Origin of the sequence: Enterobacter roggenkampii, assembly GCF_001729805.1 — a bacterium.
GTDB lineage: Bacteria > Pseudomonadota > Gammaproteobacteria > Enterobacterales > Enterobacteriaceae > Enterobacter > Enterobacter roggenkampii.
Genome location: NZ_CP017184.1, coordinates 856405 through 877089, shown reverse-complemented (window position 1 = coordinate 877089; position 20685 = coordinate 856405). Strand labels below are relative to the sequence as shown.

General features: G+C 55.5%; 21 protein-coding genes. 8 read left to right on the top strand and 13 right to left on the bottom strand.

Annotated features, from left to right (window positions below; all coding sequences use genetic code 11):
* The first annotated feature begins 42 nt into the window (after window positions 1-42).
* The 6 genes from metN to proS all read left to right on the top strand — a co-directional run bounded on the left by metN (window position 43) and on the right by proS (window position 5622).
* On the top strand, window positions 43-1074 hold the full coding sequence (gene metN / locus BFV67_RS04005; RefSeq protein WP_008501880.1) for a methionine ABC transporter ATP-binding protein MetN: 1032 nt from the start codon (window positions 43-45) through the stop codon (window positions 1072-1074).
* Window positions 1067-1720, top strand: coding sequence for a methionine ABC transporter permease MetI (locus tag BFV67_RS04000; RefSeq protein WP_003856130.1), 654 nt, complete (start codon window positions 1067-1069; stop codon window positions 1718-1720). The genes metN and BFV67_RS04000 overlap by 8 nt, the downstream gene beginning before the upstream one ends.
* 40 nt (window positions 1721-1760) lie before the next feature.
* Window positions 1761-2576, top strand: a complete 816-nt coding sequence (gene metQ, locus BFV67_RS03995) for a methionine ABC transporter substrate-binding lipoprotein MetQ (protein WP_014168729.1) — start codon at window positions 1761-1763, stop codon at window positions 2574-2576.
* Window positions 2577-2682: 106 nt separating this feature from the next.
* Window positions 2683-3087, top strand: a complete 405-nt coding sequence (gene rcsF / locus BFV67_RS03990) for an Rcs stress response system protein RcsF (protein WP_008501883.1) — start codon at window positions 2683-2685, stop codon at window positions 3085-3087.
* Complete coding sequence (gene tsaA / locus BFV67_RS03985; RefSeq protein ID WP_069597898.1) at window positions 3084-3791, top strand: tRNA (N6-threonylcarbamoyladenosine(37)-N6)-methyltransferase TrmO; 708 nt, start codon at window positions 3084-3086, stop codon at window positions 3789-3791. Before rcsF ends, tsaA begins: the two co-directional genes overlap by 4 nt.
* Before the next feature lie 112 nt (window positions 3792-3903).
* Window positions 3904-5622, top strand: coding sequence for a proline--tRNA ligase (gene proS, locus BFV67_RS03980; RefSeq protein WP_069597897.1), 1719 nt, complete (start codon window positions 3904-3906; stop codon window positions 5620-5622).
* 47 nt (window positions 5623-5669) lie between these two features.
* On the opposite strand, the gene nlpE is transcribed toward proS, so the two are convergent.
* From nlpE to BFV67_RS03965, 3 genes are read right to left on the bottom strand one after another with little or no spacing between them, the layout of a single operon-like run.
* Complete coding sequence (nlpE, locus tag BFV67_RS03975) at window positions 5670-6368, bottom strand: envelope stress response activation lipoprotein NlpE (protein ID WP_069597896.1); 699 nt, start codon at window positions 6366-6368, stop codon at window positions 5670-5672.
* A gap of 34 nt (window positions 6369-6402) precedes the next feature.
* Window positions 6403-6825: an alternative ribosome rescue aminoacyl-tRNA hydrolase ArfB gene (gene arfB, locus BFV67_RS03970; RefSeq protein WP_069598939.1), complete on the bottom strand. Its 423-nt coding sequence runs from the start codon at window positions 6823-6825 to the stop codon at window positions 6403-6405.
* Window positions 6822-7367 (bottom strand): YaeQ family protein, encoded by a 546-nt coding sequence (locus BFV67_RS03965; RefSeq protein WP_023293228.1) that lies wholly within the window; start codon window positions 7365-7367, stop codon window positions 6822-6824. The genes arfB and BFV67_RS03965 overlap by 4 nt, the downstream gene beginning before the upstream one ends.
* Window positions 7368-7563: 196 nt before the next feature.
* On the opposite strand from BFV67_RS03965, the gene BFV67_RS03960 reads away from it, so the two are divergent.
* Both BFV67_RS03960 and rof read left to right on the top strand, forming a co-directional pair.
* The gene (locus tag BFV67_RS03960) at window positions 7564-7764 is read left to right on the top strand and encodes a YaeP family protein (RefSeq protein ID WP_008501889.1); all 201 of its coding nucleotides are present in this window, start codon (window positions 7564-7566) and stop codon (window positions 7762-7764) included.
* Window positions 7751-8011: a Rho-binding antiterminator gene (gene rof, locus BFV67_RS03955; RefSeq protein ID WP_008501890.1), complete on the top strand. Its 261-nt coding sequence runs from the start codon at window positions 7751-7753 to the stop codon at window positions 8009-8011. Before BFV67_RS03960 ends, rof begins: the two co-directional genes overlap by 14 nt.
* Window positions 8012-8039: 28 nt before the next feature.
* Here rof and tilS read toward each other — a convergent pair whose 3' ends face one another.
* The 10 genes from tilS to lpxD all read right to left on the bottom strand — a co-directional run bounded on the left by tilS (window position 8040) and on the right by lpxD (window position 20685).
* Complete coding sequence (gene tilS, locus BFV67_RS03950) at window positions 8040-9329, bottom strand: tRNA lysidine(34) synthetase TilS (protein WP_069597895.1); 1290 nt, start codon at window positions 9327-9329, stop codon at window positions 8040-8042.
* A gap of 58 nt (window positions 9330-9387) precedes the next feature.
* A complete protein-coding gene (locus BFV67_RS03945) occupies window positions 9388-9777 on the bottom strand; it encodes a VOC family protein (protein WP_069597894.1) in 390 nt (129 codons plus the stop codon).
* Between the two features lie 65 nt (window positions 9778-9842).
* On the bottom strand, window positions 9843-11975 hold the full coding sequence (locus BFV67_RS03940; RefSeq protein ID WP_069597893.1) for a lysine decarboxylase LdcC: 2133 nt from the start codon (window positions 11973-11975) through the stop codon (window positions 9843-9845).
* Between the two features lie 100 nt (window positions 11976-12075).
* Window positions 12076-13035, bottom strand: coding sequence for an acetyl-CoA carboxylase carboxyl transferase subunit alpha (gene accA / locus BFV67_RS03935; protein ID WP_008501895.1), 960 nt, complete (start codon window positions 13033-13035; stop codon window positions 12076-12078).
* 12 nt (window positions 13036-13047) lie between these two features.
* Entirely contained in the window at window positions 13048-16530 is a 3483-nt protein-coding gene (dnaE, locus tag BFV67_RS03930; RefSeq protein ID WP_008501896.1) for a DNA polymerase III subunit alpha, read from the bottom strand.
* Between the two features lie 38 nt (window positions 16531-16568).
* Window positions 16569-17165, bottom strand: a complete 597-nt coding sequence (gene rnhB, locus BFV67_RS03925) for a ribonuclease HII (RefSeq protein ID WP_008501897.1) — start codon at window positions 17163-17165, stop codon at window positions 16569-16571.
* Window positions 17162-18310 (bottom strand): lipid-A-disaccharide synthase, encoded by a 1149-nt coding sequence (gene lpxB / locus BFV67_RS03920; protein ID WP_069597892.1) that lies wholly within the window; start codon window positions 18308-18310, stop codon window positions 17162-17164. The genes rnhB and lpxB overlap by 4 nt, the downstream gene beginning before the upstream one ends.
* Window positions 18310-19098: an acyl-ACP--UDP-N-acetylglucosamine O-acyltransferase gene (lpxA, locus tag BFV67_RS03915; protein WP_008501899.1), complete on the bottom strand. Its 789-nt coding sequence runs from the start codon at window positions 19096-19098 to the stop codon at window positions 18310-18312. Before lpxA ends, lpxB begins: the two co-directional genes overlap by 1 nt.
* A 3-nt stretch (window positions 19099-19101) precedes the next feature.
* Window positions 19102-19557, bottom strand: a complete 456-nt coding sequence (fabZ, locus tag BFV67_RS03910; protein ID WP_010426706.1) for a 3-hydroxyacyl-ACP dehydratase FabZ — start codon at window positions 19555-19557, stop codon at window positions 19102-19104.
* A 102-nt stretch (window positions 19558-19659) separates the two neighbouring features.
* Window positions 19660-20685, bottom strand: a complete 1026-nt coding sequence (lpxD, locus tag BFV67_RS03905) for a UDP-3-O-(3-hydroxymyristoyl)glucosamine N-acyltransferase (protein ID WP_008501901.1) — start codon at window positions 20683-20685, stop codon at window positions 19660-19662.

Below are 20685 nucleotides of genomic sequence, written 5' to 3'. Positions count from 1 at the left end.
AGAAAATGCCACGGCTAACTTACATACGATAAAAATAATCTAATGATTAAACTTTCCAATATCACCAAAGTGTTCCAGCAGGGGAACCGAACCATTCAGGCGCTGAACAACGTCAGCCTGCATGTTCCTGCCGGTCAAATTTATGGCGTCATTGGCGCATCGGGTGCAGGTAAAAGTACGCTGATCCGTTGTGTTAACCTGCTTGAGCGCCCAACCCAGGGCAGCGTAGAAGTTGGCGGCCAGGAACTTACCGCCCTTTCAGAGAAAGAACTCACCAAAGCGCGTCGTCAGATTGGCATGATCTTCCAGCACTTTAACCTCCTGGCTTCCCGCACCGTGTTCGGCAACGTTGCCTTACCGCTTGAGCTGGATAACACGCCGAAAGAAGAAGTGAAGCGTCGCGTCACCGAGCTGCTCGACCTCGTAGGTCTGGGCGACAAACAGGATAGCTACCCGGCAAATCTGTCCGGTGGGCAAAAACAGCGTGTGGCCATTGCCCGCGCGCTGGCAAGCAATCCTAAGGTGCTGCTGTGTGATGAAGCCACCAGCGCACTGGATCCGGCAACCACACGTTCTATTCTGGAACTTCTGAAAGACATTAACCGTCGTCTGGGCCTGACGATCCTCCTTATTACGCACGAGATGGATGTGGTGAAACGCATCTGCGACTGCGTGGCGGTCATCAGTAACGGTGAACTGATCGAGCAGGACACGGTAAGCGAAGTGTTCTCGCATCCGAAAACCCCGCTGGCGCAGCAGTTCATCCAGTCCACGCTGCATCTGGATATTCCGGAAGACTATCTGGAACGTCTGAAAACAGAAGCAACAGCTGACAGCGTCCCGATGCTGCGCATGGAGTTCACCGGTCAGTCCGTTGATGCTCCCCTGCTTTCCGAAACCGCACGTCGCTTTAACGTGAATAACAACATCATCAGCGCGCAGATGGATTACGCCGGTGGCGTGAAGTTCGGCATCATGCTGACAGAAATGCACGGCACACAAGAAGAAACCCAGGCAGCCATTGCCTGGCTGCAAGAACATCACGTAAAAGTAGAGGTACTGGGTTATGTCTGAGCCGATGATGTGGCTGCTGGTTCGCGGCGTTTGGGAAACGCTGGCAATGACCTTTGTCTCTGGTTTCTTTGGTTTTGTGATTGGCCTGCCGGTCGGCGTGTTGCTGTACGTGACGCGTCCGGGTCAAATCATTGAGAACGCGAAGCTGTACCGTACGCTCTCTGCGCTGGTGAACATCTTCCGTTCTATCCCGTTCATTATTCTGCTGGTGTGGATGATTCCATTTACCCGCGTGATCGTCGGAACGTCTATCGGTCTGCAGGCGGCGATCGTTCCGCTGACCGTTGGCGCTGCGCCGTTTATCGCCCGTATGGTGGAAAACGCCCTGCTGGAGATCCCAACCGGTTTGATCGAAGCGTCCCGCGCGATGGGCGCCACGCCGATGCAGATCGTCCGCAAGGTTCTGCTGCCTGAGGCACTGCCAGGGCTGGTGAATGCGGCAACCATTACGCTTATCACCCTGGTCGGTTATTCCGCGATGGGCGGTGCCGTAGGCGCGGGCGGTTTAGGTCAGATTGGTTACCAGTACGGCTATATTGGATATAACGCGACCGTGATGAATACCGTTCTGGTATTGCTGGTTGTTCTGGTTTACTTAATCCAGTTCTCTGGCGATCGCATCGTCCGGGCTGTTACGCACAAATAACGTTACACACAACATAAACTCTACGAGTTAAGGATAAAACATGGCGTTTAAATTAAAGACCTTCGCAGCAGTAGGCGCGCTGATCGGCTCTCTGGCACTGGTGGGTTGCGGTCAGGATGAAAAAGATCCGAACCACATTAAAGTGGGCGTTATCGTAGGTGCAGAACAGCAGGTTGCAGAAGTTGCTCAGAAAGTGGCGAAAGAGAAATATGGCCTGGACGTGGAGCTGGTGACCTTCAACGATTACGTTCTGCCGAACGAAGCGCTGAGCAAAGGTGATATCGACGCGAACGCCTTCCAGCATAAACCATACCTGGACCAGCAGATCAAAGATCGCGGCTATAAACTGGTGGGCGTGGGTAACACCTTCGTTTATCCAATTGCCGGTTACTCTAAGAAAATTAAATCCCTGGACGAGCTGCAGCCGGGCTCTCAGGTTGCCGTCCCTAACGACCCAACTAACCTTGGTCGTTCTCTGCTGCTGCTGCAGAAAGTGGGCCTGATCAAACTGAAAGACGGTGTTGGCCTGCTGCCAACCGTTCTGGATGTCACCGAGAACCCGAAAAATCTGAAAATTGTTGAGCTGGAAGCACCGCAGCTGCCACGTTCTCTGGACGATGCGCAGATTGCCCTGGCCGTTATCAACACCACGTACGCCAGCCAGATTGGCCTGACCCCAGCTAAAGACGGTATCTTCGTTGAAGATAAAGACTCTCCATACGTAAACCTGATCGTGACTCGCGAAGACAACAAAGACGCGGAAAACGTGAAGAAATTCGTACAGGCCTATCAGTCTGACGAAGTTTACCAGGAAGCCAACAAAGTGTTTAACGGCGGCGCTGTTAAAGGCTGGTAATCTCACCTCAGTGTAATATCATCAGGACGGGCTTATGCCCGTCTTGTCATTTGTGCAGTCAACTGATTCAATATCTGACGTTTTGATTATCCATTGAGGAAATATTATGCGTGCTTTACCGATCTGTCTTTTAGCACTCATGCTGAGCGGCTGTTCTATGCTAAGCAGATCTCCCGTTGAACCTGTTCAAAGCACGGCAACCCCGCCAAAGACCGAGCCTGCGAAACCGAAAGTGGTTCGCCCTGCGCCGGTTCGCATTATCACGAAAGCGGATGAACTCGTCGGTAAACCGTTCCGTGAACTGGGCGAAGTGAGCGGCGAATCCTGTCAGGCGACCAATCAGGACTCACCACCGAATATCCCGACAGCGCGTAAACGCATGCAGATTAATGCCGCAAAAATGAAAGCCAACGCGGTCCTGCTGCACAGCTGTGAAGTCACCAGCGGCACGCCGGGCTGCTACCGTCAGGCGGTGTGCATCGGTTCTGCGCTGAACATCACGGCGAAATGAGTGCATTTCAGTTCGAGCAGATAGGCGTTATCCACTCTCCTTACAAAGAGAAGTTCGCCGTCCCCCGCCAGCCCGGTCTTGTCGCCAGCGGACGCGGTGAGCTTCACCTGATTGCGCCTTACAATCAGGCTGATGCGGTACGCGGGCTTGAGGCGTTCAGCCACCTGTGGGTGGTGTTCGTGTTTCACCAGACGATGGAAGGCGGCTGGCGTCCTACCGTGCGTCCTCCTCGTCTTGGCGGCAATGCGAGAATGGGGGTGTTTGCGACGCGCTCGACCTTCCGTCCAAACCCGGTTGGCATGTCACTGGTTGAACTGAAAGGCATACGCTGCCAGAAAGATCGGGTGATACTGGAGTTAGGTAGCCTGGACCTTGTCGACGGCACGCCGGTGATCGACATCAAACCCTATTTGCCCTTCGCCGAAGCCCTTCCGGACGCGCGTGCAAGCTATGCTCAGGACGCCCCACAGGCGGACATGCCTGTATATTTTACGCCTGAGATAACCGCTCAGTTCGGCCAACTGGAGAAACGCTATCCTCGCTTACAGGATTTCATCACCGAAGTTCTGGCACAGGACCCGCGTCCGGCCTACCGTAAAGAAGAGGAAGCAGGTAAAACGTACGCCGTCTGGCTGCTGGATTTTAACGTTCGCTGGCGCGTCACCGAGGCAGGTTTTGAAGTGTTTGCCCTTGAACCCAGGTAATTTTGTTCTCCTCTCTTTTGGCATCTTTGCCACACTGGTAAACTAAACCACTTTTTTTGTGTCAGGCTGGTGTTTCAGCCTGTTCCAATCGTCGAAATGGAACCGTAACAACATGCGTACTAGCCAATATCTGCTCTCCACTCTGAAGGAGACGCCTGCCGACGCCGAAGTGATCAGCCATCAGCTGATGCTGCGCGCCGGGATGATCCGCAAGCTGGCCTCCGGGTTATACACCTGGCTGCCGACCGGCGTGCGCGTCCTGAAAAAAGTCGAAAACATCGTGCGTGAAGAGATGAACAACGCCGGTGCTATCGAGGTGTCCATGCCCGTGGTTCAGCCCGCTGACCTGTGGCAGGAGAGTGGCCGCTGGGAGCAATATGGTCCTGAACTGCTGCGCTTCGTCGATCGTGGCGAGCGTCCGTTCGTTCTCGGCCCAACGCATGAAGAAGTCATCACCGACCTGATTCGTAATGAGCTGAGCTCTTACAAACAACTGCCGCTGAACTTCTTCCAGATCCAGACCAAGTTCCGTGACGAAGTTCGCCCGCGTTTCGGCGTCATGCGCTCTCGCGAATTCCTGATGAAAGATGCCTACTCTTTCCATACCTCTCAGGAATCCCTGCAAGAGACCTACGACAAAATGTACGCGGCGTACAGCAAAATCTTCTCCCGCATGGGGCTGGATTTCCGTGCTGTGCAGGCTGATACCGGCTCCATCGGCGGTAGCGCATCTCATGAATTCCAGGTACTGGCGCAGAGCGGTGAAGACGATGTGATCTTCTCTGACTCTTCCGATTACGCGGCGAACATCGAATTCGCAGAAGCGCTTGCACCAAAAGAACCACGTGCTGCGGCAACGCAAGAGATGACGCTGGTTGATACGCCAAACGCGAAAACCATTGCCGAGCTGGTTGAGCAGTTCAACCTGCCGATCGAAAAAACCGTGAAGACGCTGCTGGTGAAAGCCACTGAAGGGAGCGCTTACCCGCTGGTTGCCCTGCTGGTGCGTGGCGATCACGAGCTGAACGAAGTGAAAGCAGAGAAGCTGCCGCAGGTTGCCAGCCCGCTGACTTTCGCAACGGAAGCGGAAATCCGCGCCGTGGTCAATGCTGGCCCAGGTTCTCTCGGTCCGGTGAATATGCCGGTTCCTGTTGTTATTGACCGCACGGTAGCCGCGATGAGCGACTTCTCCGCCGGTGCTAACATCGACGGTAAACACTACTTCGGCATCAACTGGGATCGCGACGTGGCGACGCCGGAAGTGGCTGACATCCGTAACGTGGTCGCAGGCGATCCAAGCCCGGACGGTCAGGGTACCCTGATGATCAAGCGCGGCATTGAAGTCGGTCACATCTTCCAGCTGGGCGATAAATACTCGCGCGCGCTGAACGCCGCTGTTCAGGGTGAAGATGGCCGTAACCAGATCCTGACCATGGGTTGCTACGGTATCGGGGTGACGCGCGTGGTAGCTGCCGCCATTGAGCAGAACTATGACGAGCGCGGCATCGTCTGGCCAGACAACATCGCGCCGTTCCAGGTTGCTATTCTGCCAATGAACATGCACAAGTCTTACCGCGTGCAGGAACTGGCCGAGAAGCTGTATGCCGAGCTGCGTGCGCAGGGTATCGAAGTGCTGATGGATGACCGTAAAGAGCGTCCGGGCGTGATGTTTGCCGATATGGAACTGATCGGTATCCCACACACCGTCGTGATCGGCGACCGTAACCTCGACAGCGACGAGATTGAATACAAATACCGTCGCAGCGGCGAAAAACAGATGATCAAGACCGGCGACATTCTTGATTACCTGGTGAAAGCCATCAAAGGCTAAACAAAAAACCCCGCTCAGGCGGGGTTTTTTAATGGCTCAGCGTCAGCTTATTTACTGTTACAGTCTTTACCCGCAACAAACTTCGCGTCTTTATCTGCCACCAGCGTTTTCACCATCTCTCCACTATCCGGGTTTGGCTCCAGCGTAAAGTGACCGTCCACCGTCAGCAATACCGGCTTGCTGTCATTGCCGCGCGCCACCGCGTAATCACGTTCAAGCTGCGCATTGTTTGCCACGCTGACCTTCTTACCGGTTGCGCAGTCGGTAAAGATCGCCGCATCCGCCATATAGAAGTACATCCCCCGCATCGCCATCGGCGTCGCGGGCAGAGCCGCTTTTACCGGCGCCAGCGTGTAGTTAAACTGGGATTCAATTGGATTGCCTTGACGATCCAGCATCTCCATCCCCTCGCCTTTGGCGCGGAAATAAGTTTTCTCGCCAGCGGTATCCGTCAGAACCAGCTTCTCCGCCGTTCGCGCCCATGTTCCATAAGTTGCAAAAGAAGAAGGCTCTTTTGCACCCTGATAGCGCTGGTTCATCACCCAGGTGCCGTCTTTTTGCAGGAACAGGGACGTTTCAATGCCTTCACAGTCCGCGCAAGGCAATACGCCGCGCCAGCTCTGCTGCATCGGTTTTAATTCTTCCGTCTGCGTGGGTTGTAAAACCTGCGTTTCGGAGCGGTTGTTACACCCGAAAAGCGCAAACAGCGTACTCACTGCCAGCGCTGACCATAATGCTTTTTTCACAATGAATTCCTTATGAAAAGTGTGTTCCCTTTCGTCACTCTGTGGGGCGACGAACTTTACCGCGTAGTGCTTTCACTGTGGATTTTTGGGCCTTCGAGGCCAGCCGACGCTCTTTCGATGCGCGGGTTGGCCGCGTTGCCCGGCGGCTTTTTTGTACTGCCGTTAATTCTTTGATGACCGCCACCAGCCTGGCGATGGCCGCTTTCCGGTTGAGCTCCTGGCTGCGGTATTCCTGGGCTTTGATCACCATCACGCCATCGCTGGTGATCAGGTGATGGCTGGCAGCAAGCAGACTTTCTTTATAATACTCTGGCAGGCTTGAGGCCCGAATGTCAAAACGCAAATGGATAGCCGTTGAGGTCTTGTTGACGTGCTGCCCACCTGCCCCCTGAGCACGGATGGCGGTGATCTCCAGCTCGTTGTCCGGAATGCTGACGTTTCGGGACAGGACGATCATGAGGCCGGTTGCCATGCCGTCAAATGAATTTCCAGATTATTCTGAGAATCAGAGAGCCAGATGGCACCGTCCTGAATCGTCGCCTGCAACACCATGGTCCGGCTGGCAAAGTCGCTCAGCTGCGCCAGCTGCTCATCATCCAGATACCAGACCGTGAGATTTTTATACTGTCCGCACTTGCTCTTGTTTTGCTGCCACCAAATCTCCGCAGCGCGCTGATTATACGCGAATAAGGCCACTTCAGCGGACTGAGTGCAGGCCTTCTTAATTCTGCGTTCGTCCGGCAGTCCAAGTTCGATCCACAAATCAATACCCAGATGATCGTTGCGCAGCCAGGCTTCTGGCTCGTCTTCTGCGCTTAACCCACGGGTAAACTGCAGACGCTCGTCAGCGTACTTAATCCACGCCAGCAGGCGCAGCATCATGCGCTCCTGGGTTTCGGAGGGGTGGCGAGCCAGCGTCAGCGAGGCGTCCAGGAACTGGTTGCGATCGAGATCGGCCACATTGACCACTGCTTTATAAATTGTCGCTTTCAGCGCCATGAGAGAACTCCATTCGAATCAGGCGCTCATTGTAGCGAAAACCGCGGCAAAAGGCTGTTGTAGGGTGATAAATACACCGCTATCAAGGCGCTGATATTGCTTAAATGAGTATGGTATAGTCACCTTGCTAAACCGAGTTTATCTTCGTAGGCTTAATGATATCTCACAGTAAGTCAGTGCGCTGGCGGGAGGGGATGTGAATAATTATTGTGAGTTAATTCGCAAACGGTATGCGGAAATCGCCAGCGGAGATCTGGGGTATGTCCCGGACGCGTTGGGCTGTGTATTGAAAGTGCTTAATGAAGTGGCCTCTGATGAGAGCCTTTCAGAGTCGGTCAGGGAAAAAGCAGCGTATGCTGCGGCGAATTTACTGGTGAGCGATTATGTCGATGAATGATACTTATCAACCCATCAATTGTGATGACTATGACAACCTCGAACTCGCCTGCCAGCATCATTTATTACTGACGCTGGAGCTAAAAGATGGCGAAGTGTTGAAAGCGAAGGCCAGCGATCTGGTTTCACGTAAGAATGTGGAATACCTGATAGTGGAAGATGCCGGTGCGACGCGTGAGCTGCGCCTGGATAAAATAGCCAGCTTCAGCCACCCGCAAATCGGCACCGTCGTGGTGAGCGAATCCTGATGACATTAACGGGCAGCCTGGCTGCCCGTTACGCTTTCTGCCACTCAAACCTGACCCCCTCTTCCGCCCATCCCGCTTCCGTGATGAAAATGCCCGCAGCAGCAATCAATGTTTCACCATAGAACAGCAGCGGCGTGGTGTCGCGCAGCCACGGCGGCACGTTGCACTCCTGCCAGATTTTCTTCAGCTTGCGTCCCCCGTTGCGCCCGACAACATGCAGCATGCCGCCAGCCTTAAAGCGTACCGTTACCGGTTCTCCTGCCTCTGGCAGCCTCACATGACCAGACGGTATAAGAGAAACACGTCCAGCGTCAGCGGGCAATATCAGCGGAAGCTCAGGTGAAAGCCAGTCGAGCACCACATTGGTCAGTGAGGGCGTTGATTTTACCCACCAGAGTTCCCCTTTGTAGCGCCTTACGTCAAAACCGTTCAGATGGACGCACGGGGAAGCATCCTCCCGCGCCAGGGCAACCTCGTCCCAGATACGGTTTAGCATCGCCCGCGACGGCATCGCGGCGTGATGAGAGGCCAGCCAGCGCCGTATCAGTGCGGCGCGACGCACCGGGCTCATCGCTTTCAGCGGTGCAATCGCCAGCGCTCCGTCTTCAGAAATCAGTTCAGCCAGCTCGTCACTCAACAGCTCGTCCAGCAGCGATTCCTGTTCGGCGCACAGCATAGCGCTTCTTGCCGTCGCGTCGGCGAAATGCGGCCAGCGCTCGCTCAATAGCGGGAGGACGCGCAGACGCAGAAAGTTACGGTCATAGCCGTCATCCTGGTTGCTCTCATCTTCAATCCAGCTGAGCTGATGTTCTCGCGCCCAGGCCTCAAGCGAGGCGCGCGTCTCGCCAAGCAGCGGACGCAGTAACGTTGTACCGGCAAACTCAGAACGCTCAGGCATGGCTGAAAGCCCTGCCGGTCCGCTGCCCCGCTTAAGCGCCAGCAGAAAGGTTTCACACTGATCGTCCAGGTGCTGGGCCGCGACCAGCGCTTCTCCTGTACGCAATGCCCCGGCAAAGGCGGCATAGCGAGCTTTACGCGCCTGCGCCTCAATGCCCAGCCCTTCCTCTGCAAGCGTGACGCGCTCGACGAGAAGCGGGATCGCCCACGCCGCACACAAGGCTTCGCAGTGCGCCACCCACTCCTCTGCGCGAGGACTTAATCCGTGATGAATATGTATCGCCCGCAGCTGGACGTCAGGCTCCCGATCGCGCCAGCACTTAAGGCGATGGAGCAGAACGGTGGAATCCAGGCCACCGCTAAACCCCACCAGCAGCTGGCGGTACGGTGAAACAGCGTGTGCGATAGCGGGTAAGGTCATAGGGAATTACACATAAAAAATGCCCGAACTGAGCGGGCATTATCACACAGGACGAAGATTACTGCTGATAAAGCTCCAGCGGCAGGCCGTCCGGGTCGTTGAAAAAGGTAAAGCGCTTGTCGGTGAACGGATCGACGCGGATTGCTTCACACGTCACGCCGTGCGCTTCCAGATGTTTTACTGCGCTATCCAGGTCATCGACGCTGAAGGCAAGATGGCGCAGACCGCAGGCTTCCGGGCGGGACGAACGCGCAGGCGGAAAAGGAAAAGAGAACAGTTCAATCACATACTGCCCGTTTAACGCCAGGTCGCCCTTCCAGGAGTCGCGCTCCTCACGGTAGGCCTCGCTCAACAGCGTAAAGCCGAGAATGTCGCAGTAGAAGGCCTTACTCTTCGCGTAATCGGTCGCAATGATCGCAATATGATGAACCTGTTTTAAACCCAGCATAGCTTCTCCTTTTTATGATGCCTGAACGTTACAACCGAAAACCCGCACCTGGCAAGCGGTCACCCTTATTTTAGGACTCGCACCCAGTACACGCCGTTTTCGTCGCGCTTCGCACCGTGGATATCCGTCTCAAAACCGGGATAGTGACGCCCTACCGAACAGAGCATCAGCAGGAAATCGAGCACGGCCCGACTCTCTTCGGTAATCATCTCTCCCGGCATCAGGAGCGGTACGCCCGGCGGATACGGCAGGATCATGTTTGCCGATACGCGCCCAACCAGATTTTCCAGCTCGACGGTTTCGACCTCCCCCCTCACCTGGCGCTGCCACGCCTTGTGCGGGGTAAACTTCATCTCCGGCAACACATCGAACGCCTGTAGCATCAGACGCGGCAGATCGTGCTGACGGATCAGCCTGTGGATCCCCTGGGCCAGATCCTGAATACGCATATTGCGGTAGAAGTCAGGATCTTCCGCGTAGAGATCCGGCAGCATGTTCTTCACCCGCAGGTTGAGATCGTAGGCGCGCTTAAATTCCATCAGACCGCGCAGCAGCCCCATCGCCCGGGTTTTATCGATCCCGATGCTGAACAGAAACAGCAAATTATAGGGGCCTGTTTTCTCCACCACCACGCCGCGTTCATCAAGGAACTTCGCCACCAGCGCAGCCGGGATCCCTTCCTCGCTCATCTTGCCCTGCTCATCCATACCCGGCGTCAGGATCGTCACCTTAACCGGATCGAGGAACATATGGTCACTATCGGCATCCCGGAAGCCATGCCAGTCTTCGCCGGGCGAAACCGGCCAGCATTCTGCTTCATCAATCTCTTCCGGCTGCCAGATATCAAAGAACCAGCCGTCGGCTTCCTCTTTGAGCCGCTGAACCTCTTTACGGAAATGCAGCGCGCGCTCCACCGAACGGTTGATGAGACGTTTACCGGGATTGCCGCGCAGCATCGCCGCAGCCGTTTCGATAGACGCCACCAGCGGATAGCTTGGTGAGGTGGTGGTATGCATCATAAAGGCTTCGTTAAAGGTCTCTTCGTCGTACTCGCCTTTGATATGAATCAGCGAAGCCTGGGAAAACGCGGCCAGCATTTTGTGCGTCGACTGCGTTTCGAAGAACACTTTACCCGGCACGCGTTCACCGCTCATGCCGCTTTTACCCGCGTAAATCGGGTGGAAATTGGTGTACGGTACCCACGCGGAATCGAAGTGGATCGACGGCACGTCCAAAGTCTTTTTGATCCAGTCCGTGTTGTACAGCAGACCGTCATAGGTCGAGTTGGTGATCACCGCATGGACAGGCCAGCCTGCGCCGGGCACTGCCGCGACCTTGCGTTCAATCGCGTCATGGGCGAACTCCCGGCGTGGAATGCCGCCCAGAATGCCGAGCGCGTTACGCGTGGGCGACAGCCAGAGCGGTACAACGTCGCTCATCATCAGCAGGTGCGCCAGCGATTTATGGCAGTTACGGTCAATCAGCAGGGTGCTCCCCGCAGGCGCGGCATACATTCCGACGATTTTGTTCGAGGTCGAGGTGCCGTTGGTCACCATATAGCTCTGCTCGGCCCCAAAGGTGCGGGCGATATACTCTTCGGCTTCCAGATGCGGTCCGGTATGATCCAGCAGAGAGCCTAGTTCGGTGACTGAAATGGACACGTCCGCTTTCAGCGTGTTGCCACCAAAGAAATCATAGAACAGGCAGCCCACCGGGCTTTTTTGGTAGGCCGTTCCCGCCATATGCCCAGGCGTACAGAAGGTATATTTCCCCTCCTTCACGTAGGTGAAGAGCGCCCGGGTAAAGGGCGGCGTAATGTTATCGAGATATTCATTCGTGTATTGCTGAATTCGCGTCGCAATGTCTTCCGCCACGCCGAGCGAATATTCAAAGAACCACAGCGCCATACGCATATCATTGGCGCTGACGTCCATGGTTGAGTGGGTATTAATAAACGCGTACAGCGGGAGATATTCGTTCAGCTTGTTGATATCGCTGCACAGTTCGAGGTCATATTCATCCCAGTCGAAGATCACGCCGCAGATACGCGGGTTATGCTCGATGAACTTCAGCAGATCGGCGCTGTTGTGCGGCCAAATTAGCTGATACCCGCGCGACTGCAGGGCTTGCTCCAGCTCCTTAATCGGCTCATCTTTATAAAAGACGCCGTGTGGCCCCATAACGGCAATGATATTCATGGGCTTCCTCCTTAAAAAACATTAGCTAAGCATAGTCCGGCTAAACCGCAGGTATAAAAAAAGCCGCAACATTGTGCGGCTTTTCAGATAATTGTGAGGCTTACGCGTAGCCGTAGGTCATCAGACGCTGGTAACGGCGGTTGAGCAGATCTTCTTTGCTCAGCACGTCCAGGTCTGCCAGATCGGCCAGCAGCTGCGCTTTCAGAGAAGCAGCCATCACTTCCGGCTTACGATGTGCCCCACCCAGTGGTTCCGGGATGATGGAATCGATCAGCTTAAGCTCTTTCAGGCGTGGCGCAATGATGCCCATCGCTTCTGCAGCCAGAGGCGCTTTGTCGGCACTCTTCCACAGAATAGACGCGCAGCCTTCCGGGGAGATTACGGAATAGGTGCTGTACTGCAGCATATTCACTTTATCACCCACGCCAATCGCCAGCGCGCCACCGGAACCACCCTCACCGATAACGGTACAGATGACCGGCACCTTCAGACGAGACATCTCGCGCAGGTTGCGCGCGATAGCTTCAGACTGACCGCGCTCTTCCGCGCCCACGCCTGGGTAGGCACCCGGGGTGTCGATGAAGGTGATGATTGGCATGTTGAAACGCTCAGCCATCTCCATCAGACGCAGGGCTTTACGGTAGCCTTCTGGTGCTGGCATACCAAAGTTACGACGGATTTTCTCTTTGGTTTCACGGCCTTTCTGATGACCAATGATCATCACCGGGCGTCCGTCCAGACGCGCGATACCGCCTACGATAGCTTTGTCGTCAGCGTATGCGCGATCGCCTGCCAGTTCGTCAAATTCGTCAAACGCCAGGCGGACATAATCCAGGGTGTACGGACGCTGCGGATGGCGTGCCAGCTGGGCCACCTGCCATGCGCCGAGATCGGCAAAGATTTTGCGCGTCAGTTCTACGCTTTTCTCACGCAGACGATGCACTTCTTCGTCGATGTTAATATCCAGTTTTTCATCCTGACGGCTTACCGCTGTCAGAGAATCGATTTTCGCTTCCAGCTCAGCAATCGGCTGTTCGAAATCAAGGAAATTCAGACTCATAGTATTCCTGTATTAGTCAAACTCCAGTTCCACCTGCTCCGAACCAATGAGGCCACGGAGATCGTTCAGTAAACGATCGCTCGGAGAGACACGCCACGTTGCACCAAAGCGCAACCGCGCACGTGCATCCGCCCTCTGATAGTAGAGATGTACTGGAATTGTCCCCGAGCGGTGGGGTTCCAGAGACTGACGGAGTCGGTTTAAAAGCTGGTCATCAATTTGCCTGTCCGTCAGCGAGATAGCAAGCCCGCGAGCATATTTTTCCCGGGCTTCGTCAATGTCCATCACTTCGCGGGCGGTCATTTTAAGCCCCCCACTGAAGTCATCAAAGCTGACCTGTCCGCTGACGATAAGTATGCGGTCTTTTTCCAGCAATTGCTGGTATTTATCCAGCGCATCGGTGAACAACATCACCTCCAGACGCCCGGAACGGTCATCCAACGTACAGATGCCGATACGATTGCCGCGCTTGGTGACCATAACCCTTGCAGCAATCACGAGCCCCGCAGCCGTGGTGATTTTACCACGTTCTGTCGGATGCATGTCTTTCAGCCTGTGGCCGCCGACATAGCGCTCAATTTCTTTAATGTACTGGTTGATCGGGTGACCCGTCAGGTACAAACCTAACGTTTCACGCTCGCCGTCCAGCACCACCTGTTCTGGCCACGGCTGGCAGTTGGAATAAGATTGCTCGATCTGCTCCGGCTCTTCCGCCAGCACGCCGAACATATCCGCCTGACCAATGGCTTCCGCTTTCGCGTGCTGATCCGCCGCTTTCAGGGCGTCGCCCAGCGAGTTCATCAGCGCGGCGCGGTGCGGCCCCAGCCTGTCGAACGCGCCGGACATGATCAGTTTTTCCAGCACGCGGCGATTCAGCTTTTTGGTATCGGTACGGGCGCAAAGATCGAACAGCTCGCGGAAATACCCGCCGTTGTTGCGCGCTTCGATGATCGCCTCGATCGGCCCCTCGCCCACGCCCTTGATCGCGCCGATCCCGTAAACGATCTCCCCGTCGTCATTGACGTGGAAATGGTAGAGACCTGAGTTAATATCCGGCGGCAGGATCTTCAGCCCCATGCGCCAGCACTCATCCACCAGGCCCACCACCTTCTCGGTGTTGTCCATATCGGCGGTCATTACCGCAGCCATAAACTCCGCAGGATAGTGTGCCTTCAGCCACAGCGTTTGATACGACACCAAAGCATAGGCGGCTGAGTGAGATTTGTTAAATCCGTACCCGGCGAATTTCTCCACCAGGTCGAAGATTTTCATCGCCAGCTCGCCGTCGACGCCGTTTTTCTTCGCCCCGTCTTCAAAGATGGAACGCTGCTTGGCCATCTCTTCCGGCTTTTTCTTACCCATCGCACGACGCAGCATGTCCGCGCCGCCGAGCGTATAGCCGGAAAGCACCTGGGCGATCTGCATCACCTGTTCCTGATACAGGATGATGCCATAGGTTGGCTCCAGTACCGGCTTCAGGCTTTCGTGCTGCCACTGAACGTCCGGGTAGGAAATCTCTTCGCGCCCGTGCTTACGGTCGATAAAGTTATCTACCATCCCTGACTGCAAAGGGCCCGGACGGAACAGAGCCACCAGTGCGATCATATCTTCGAAGCAGTCGGGCTGCAGACGTTTAATCAGATCTTTCATGCCGCGGGATTCAAGCTGGAAGACGGCGGTGGTCTCCGAGCGCTGCAGCATGTCGAAACTTTTCTTGTCGTCCAGCGGGATGGCCGCGATATCCAGCGGCGGCTCGCCGTTCTTCTCGCGGCGGGCGTTGATCATCTCCAGCGCCCAGTTGATGATGGTCAGCGTACGCAGGCCAAGGAAGTCGAACTTCACCAGCCCGGCGTATTCTACGTCGTTCTTGTCGAACTGGGTGACCGGATGCTGGCCCGCTTCATCGCAATACAGCGGCGCGAAGTCGGTGATTTTGGTCGGGGCGATAACCACGCCCCCCGCATGCTTACCGGCGTTACGCGTGACGCCTTCCAGCTTGCGCGCCATGTCGATCAGCGCTTTGACCTCTTCGTCCGCTTCATAGATTTCCGGCAGCTGCGGTTCAGCCTCAAAGGCTTTTGCCAGCGTCATGCCCGGATCGGGCGGCACCAGTTTAGAGATGCGATCGACAAACCCGTACGGGTGGCCCAGCACGCGGCCCACGTCGCGGATAACCGCTTTCGCCGCCATCGTACCGAAGGTAATGATCTGCGATACCGCATCACGGCCGTACATATCGGCCACGTGCTCGATCACCTGGTCACGTTTCTCCATGCAGAAGTCAACGTCGAAGTCGGGCATCGAGACACGTTCCGGGTTGAGGAAACGTTCGAACAGCAGGTCGAATTCCAGCGGATCGAGGTCGGTAATTTTCAGCGCGTACGCCACCAGCGAGCCTGCGCCGGAACCACGGCCCGGTCCAACCGGCACGCCGTTATCCTTCGACCACTGGATGAACTCCATAACGATCAGGAAGTAGCCCGGGAAGCCCATCTGGTTGATCACCTGGAGTTCAATGTCCAGGCGTTCGTCATACTCCGGACGACGCTTTTTACGCTCTTCTTCATCCGGGAACAGGAATTCCAGACGCTCTTCCAGACCTTCTTTCGATTTCATGACCAGGAAATCTTCCGTGGTCATGTCACCCGTCGGGAACTGCGGCAGGAAGTATTCGCCAAGGCGGACGGTGACGTTGCAGCGCTTGGCAATCTCTACGCTGTTTTCCAGCGCTTCGGGGATATCGGAGAAGAGCTCACACATCTCCTCCTCGCTGCGCATGTACTGTTGAGCGGAGTAATTACGCGGCCGCTTCGGATCGTCGAGGGTAAAGCCATCGTGGATCGCCACGCGAATTTCGTGAGCGTCAAAATCGCCCGCCTCAAGGAACCGCACGTCGTTGGTGGCCACTACGGGCAACCCGCGCTCTTCTGCGAGCGCCACCGCGGCATGAAGATAGCTCTCTTCATCCTGACGGCCGGTACGGATCAACTCCAGGTAATAACGATTCGGGAAATATTCTTCATAGAACGAGACGCATTGATCCACCAGCGCGCTGTTACCGCGCAGCAGGGATTTGCCGACGTCCCCCATCCGGCCGCCTGAGATCAGGAGCAGCCCTTCGTTCAGTTCAGCCAGCCAGTCGCGGTCGATCCACGGGCCCAGCGCGCCGTAACCGCGCTGATAGGCTTTGGAGATCAGCAGCGTGAGGTTTTGGTAACCCGTGTTGTTCATCGCCAGCACGGAGATTTGCGTCAGTTCATCCCCGATGAGGTCGCTCTGCACATGAAAATCTGCGCCGACGATCGGCTTCATCCCCGCGCCGTGCGCCGTTCCGTAGAACTTCACCAGGCCACACAGGTTGGTAAAATCGGTGATCGCCAGCGCAGGCATGCCAAGCGAGGCCGCCTTTTTTACCAGCGGCCCGGTCTTCGCCAGCCCATCGATCATGGAGTAGTCGCTATGCACCCGCAGGTGTACGAAACGTGGTTCAGCCATCTTCAGATTCCGCGTTACTTAATTGCTTGCGTAATGATTCAGGACACCCGTCCCAGGGCGCGTTTTACCGGGCCAAAACTGCGCCGATGGTGTTCGGTTGCGCCATGTTCAGCCAGCCTCTCCAGGTGGAAAGGTGTGGGATATCCCTTATGCTGGGCGAAACCATACTGAGGGTAAGTGAGGTCCAGCGCGGCCATTTCGGCGTCGCGTGTCACTTTGGCAATAATAGAAGCTGCGCTAATTTCTGCGACCCGGCTATCGCCTTTGACCACTGCCATTGAAGGCATGGGCAATGCCGGACAGCGGTTGCCGTCAATCAGGACATATTCAGGGGAAATTTTCAGCCCCGCCACCGCACGCTGCATCGCCAGCATCGTGGCATGCAAAATATTCAGCTCGTCTATCTCATGCGGTTCAGCACGCCCGAGGCTCCAGGCCAGCGCTTTCTCCTGAATCTCACTAAACAGCGCCAGCCGGCGCTTTTCAGACAATTTTTTTGAGTCGTTCAGCCCGACGATCGGCCGAGCCGGATCGAGGATCACCGCAGCGGTCACCACGGCTCCCACTAACGGACCACGACCCACTTCGTCCACCCCCGCCACAAGGTGGGTGTGAGGATAAACAAATTCCATCATTTTGCTAACTCCAGCACCGCATCGGCCGCTTGCTCATCAGCATTACAGCGGATCAGTTGATGCAGTTCGCGGAAGGTATCGTGCATCTGGTGGCTGGTTTTACCGTTGGCGAGCAGCGGCAGCAGGGACTCCGCCAGCGCCTGCGGCTGGCATTCATCCTGCAGCAGCTCTTTCACCAGCTCGCGCCCGGCAAGCAGGTTTGGCAGGGAGACGTAATCTGTTTTCACCAGACGTTTTGCCAGCCAGAAGGTAAACGGCTTCATGCGGTAACCGACCACCATCGGGCATTTCGCCAGCATACACTCCAGCGCCGCCGTGCCGGAGGCCAGCAGTGCGGCATCGCTCGCATACATCGCTTCCCGCCCCTGCCCGTCCAGAAGACGGACGTGAAGATCCGGGGCGACGTCAGCTTTGATGCGCTCAAACTGCTCGCGACGTTTGGCATTCACCAGCGGCACGACCACTTCAAGATCGGGATAGGTCTGGCGAAGAATTTGCGCAGTCTTAAGAAAATCGGCGCTCAGCATCTCAACTTCTGCGCCACGGCTGCCTGGCAGTAAGGCCAGACAGTGCACATCATGCGGGATGCCCAGCACGTCGCGCGCCGCGTTTTTATCCGGATCCAGTGGCATCGCATCCGCCATGGTATGACCGATAAAACGGCACGGAACATTAAATCTGTCGTAAAACGCTTTTTCGAAAGGCAGGAAAGCCAGCACCAGGTGGGTGGACCGTCCGATTTTGAAAACGCGTTTCTGTCGCCACGCCCAGACGGACGGACTGACGTAGTGAATCGTTTTAATGCCCTGCTTTTTCAGGTTACCTTCGAGGGTAATGTTGAAATCAGGTGCATCGATACCGACAAACACATCGGGTTTGAGTTCGGTAAAGCGGCGGGTGAGATCGGCACGGATGTGCAGCAAACGGCGTAACCGTCCCAGCACCTCAACGATCCCCATCACGGCCAGCTCTTCCATTTCATACCAGGCCTCACAGCCTTCGGCCTGCATCAGCGGGCCAGCAACACCGACAAAGCGAGCATTGGGTACGTGTGCCTTAAGCGCACGGATGAGACCGGCACCAAGAATATCGCCGGAGGTTTCTCCGGCGACCAGGGCTATCGTAAGCGGACGACTGTCGACCATTAACGAATCAGACCCCTTGTTGAACGGTCAAAGAACTCCATGAACGCGTCCACTTCCGGGTGCTTTTTCGCCAGTTCGGCAATTTCCGGCTTCGCCTCTTCCAGCGTTTTACCGCTACGGTACAGCAGTTTGTACGCGTTGCGGATGGCAGTAATCGCTTCGCGACTAAAACCACGACGCTTGAGGCCTTCGATGTTCACGCCAAACGGCGTGGCATGGTTGCCCTGCGCAATCACATACGGTGGGACGTCCTGCGCCACACCGGAGCATCCGCCGACCATCACGTGCGCACCAATGATGCAGAACTGATGGACTGCGGTCATGCCGCCAATAATTGCGAAGTCATCAACTGATACGTGTCCTGCCAGCGTGGCATTGTTGGCAAGGATACAGCGGTCACCCACGGTACAGTCGTGCGCGATATGCGCATTCACCATAAACAGGTTATCGCTGCCCACCTTCGTCAACCCACCACCCTGTACTGTTCCACGATGAATGGTGACGCTTTCGCGAATACGGTTACGATCGCCGATTTCCACACGGGTCGACTCACCAGCATATTTCAGATCCTGGTTAACTTCGCCGATGGAGGCGAACTGATAGATCTCGTTATTGCAGCCAATGGTCGTGTGACCATTCACCACAACGTGAGATTTCAGTACTGTACCCTCACCAATTTCGACATGGGGTCCAACAATACAAAACGGGCCAATGTGGGCGTTAGCACCAACGATGGCACCCGTTTCCACAATGGCGGTAGGATGAATAAAGGCGGATTTATCAATCACGTATCAGGACTCCCGGCTACGAGCACACATCATCGTCGCTTCGCAAACAACTTTACCGTCAACCAGCGCTACGCCTTTGAAGCGAGTCAGGCCACGACGCGTTTTTTCAAAAGTGACTTCCATGATCATCTGATCACCAGGCACGACAGGGCGCTTAAAGCGCGCTTCGTCAATACCCGCGAAGTAATACAGCTCACCGGGTTCCAGTTTACCGACGCTTTTAAACGCCAGAATACCGGTAGCCTGAGCCATCGCTTCCAGAATCAACACACCCGGGAAGATAGGTTTACCAGGGAAGTGCCCCTGGAAGAACGGCTCATTCACGGAAACATTTTTCACTGCGCGCAGAAAACGACCTTCTTCAAAATCCAGCACACGGTCTACCAGCAGAAACGGGTAGCGGTGCGGCAGAAGTTCTAAAATCTCTTCAATATGCAGAGTATGAGTGTCAGTAGTCAAAATACTCTTCCTGTCAAAATGTACTGATAACAATAATAACACGGCCTGCCGGTTTATTAGAAAGCCGACAGGCCGGGAAAAATAGCGTTAAACGGATGACGCTTAGTCTTGTTGATCGATCTTGCGCTCAAGGGACTTGAGGCGCTTGCTCATATCATCAATGTTCATCACCAGAGCTGCTGTTTTACGCCATACCTTGTTGGGCTGGAGCGGAATGCCGGAGGAATAGACGCCAGGTTCAGTGATAGGACGCATTACCATGCCCATTCCCGTCACGGTCACCTTGTCGCAGATTTCCATATGGCCATTAATCACGCTCGCACCGCCAATCATGCAATAACGGCCAATTTTCAGGCTGCCCGCCATGATGACGCCACCCGCAACCGCGGTATTGTCGCCAATCACAACGTTATGCGCAATCTGGCACTGGTTATCGATGATAACACCATTGCCAATGATCGTGTCGTCAAGCGCGCCACGGTCAATGGTGGTACAGGCGCCGATCTCCACGCGATCGCCAATAATAACGCGACCAAGCTGCGGGATCTTAACCCAGTTACCGCGATCGTTAGCGTAACCAAAGCCATCAGAACCAATCACGGTGCTGGACTGGACGAGGCAGTTTTCGCCAATTTCAACGTCATGGTATACGGACACATTGGCCCATAAACGGGTCCCGGCGCCGATTTTCGTATTTTTCCCAACGAAGCAGCCCGGGCCAATGACGACGTTATCGCCCAGCTCGACGCCGGATTCGATAACCGCATTCGCACCAACGGCGACGTTGTTACCCAGCCTGGCCGTCTCATCAATCGCTGCGCTGGCAGCAATGTTCTGGGCCGGTTGCGGCGTGGTATCAAGAATTTGAGCCATGCGTGCATACGTCAGGTAGGGGTTTTTCACTACCAGCGCGCTTACAGTGGCAAATGGAAGATCGTCCTGCGTCAGAACAACAGCTGACGCCTGGCATTGAGCCAGTTGCTCACGGTACTTAGGGCTTACCATGAAGGTAATCGTGCCAGCTTTAGCAGATTGCATGGACGCAACAGCGGTGATGACGATATCGCCATCACCGTGTAATTCTGCATCCAACTGCTGAGCTAAATCAGCCAGTCGAATTGAAGGCAT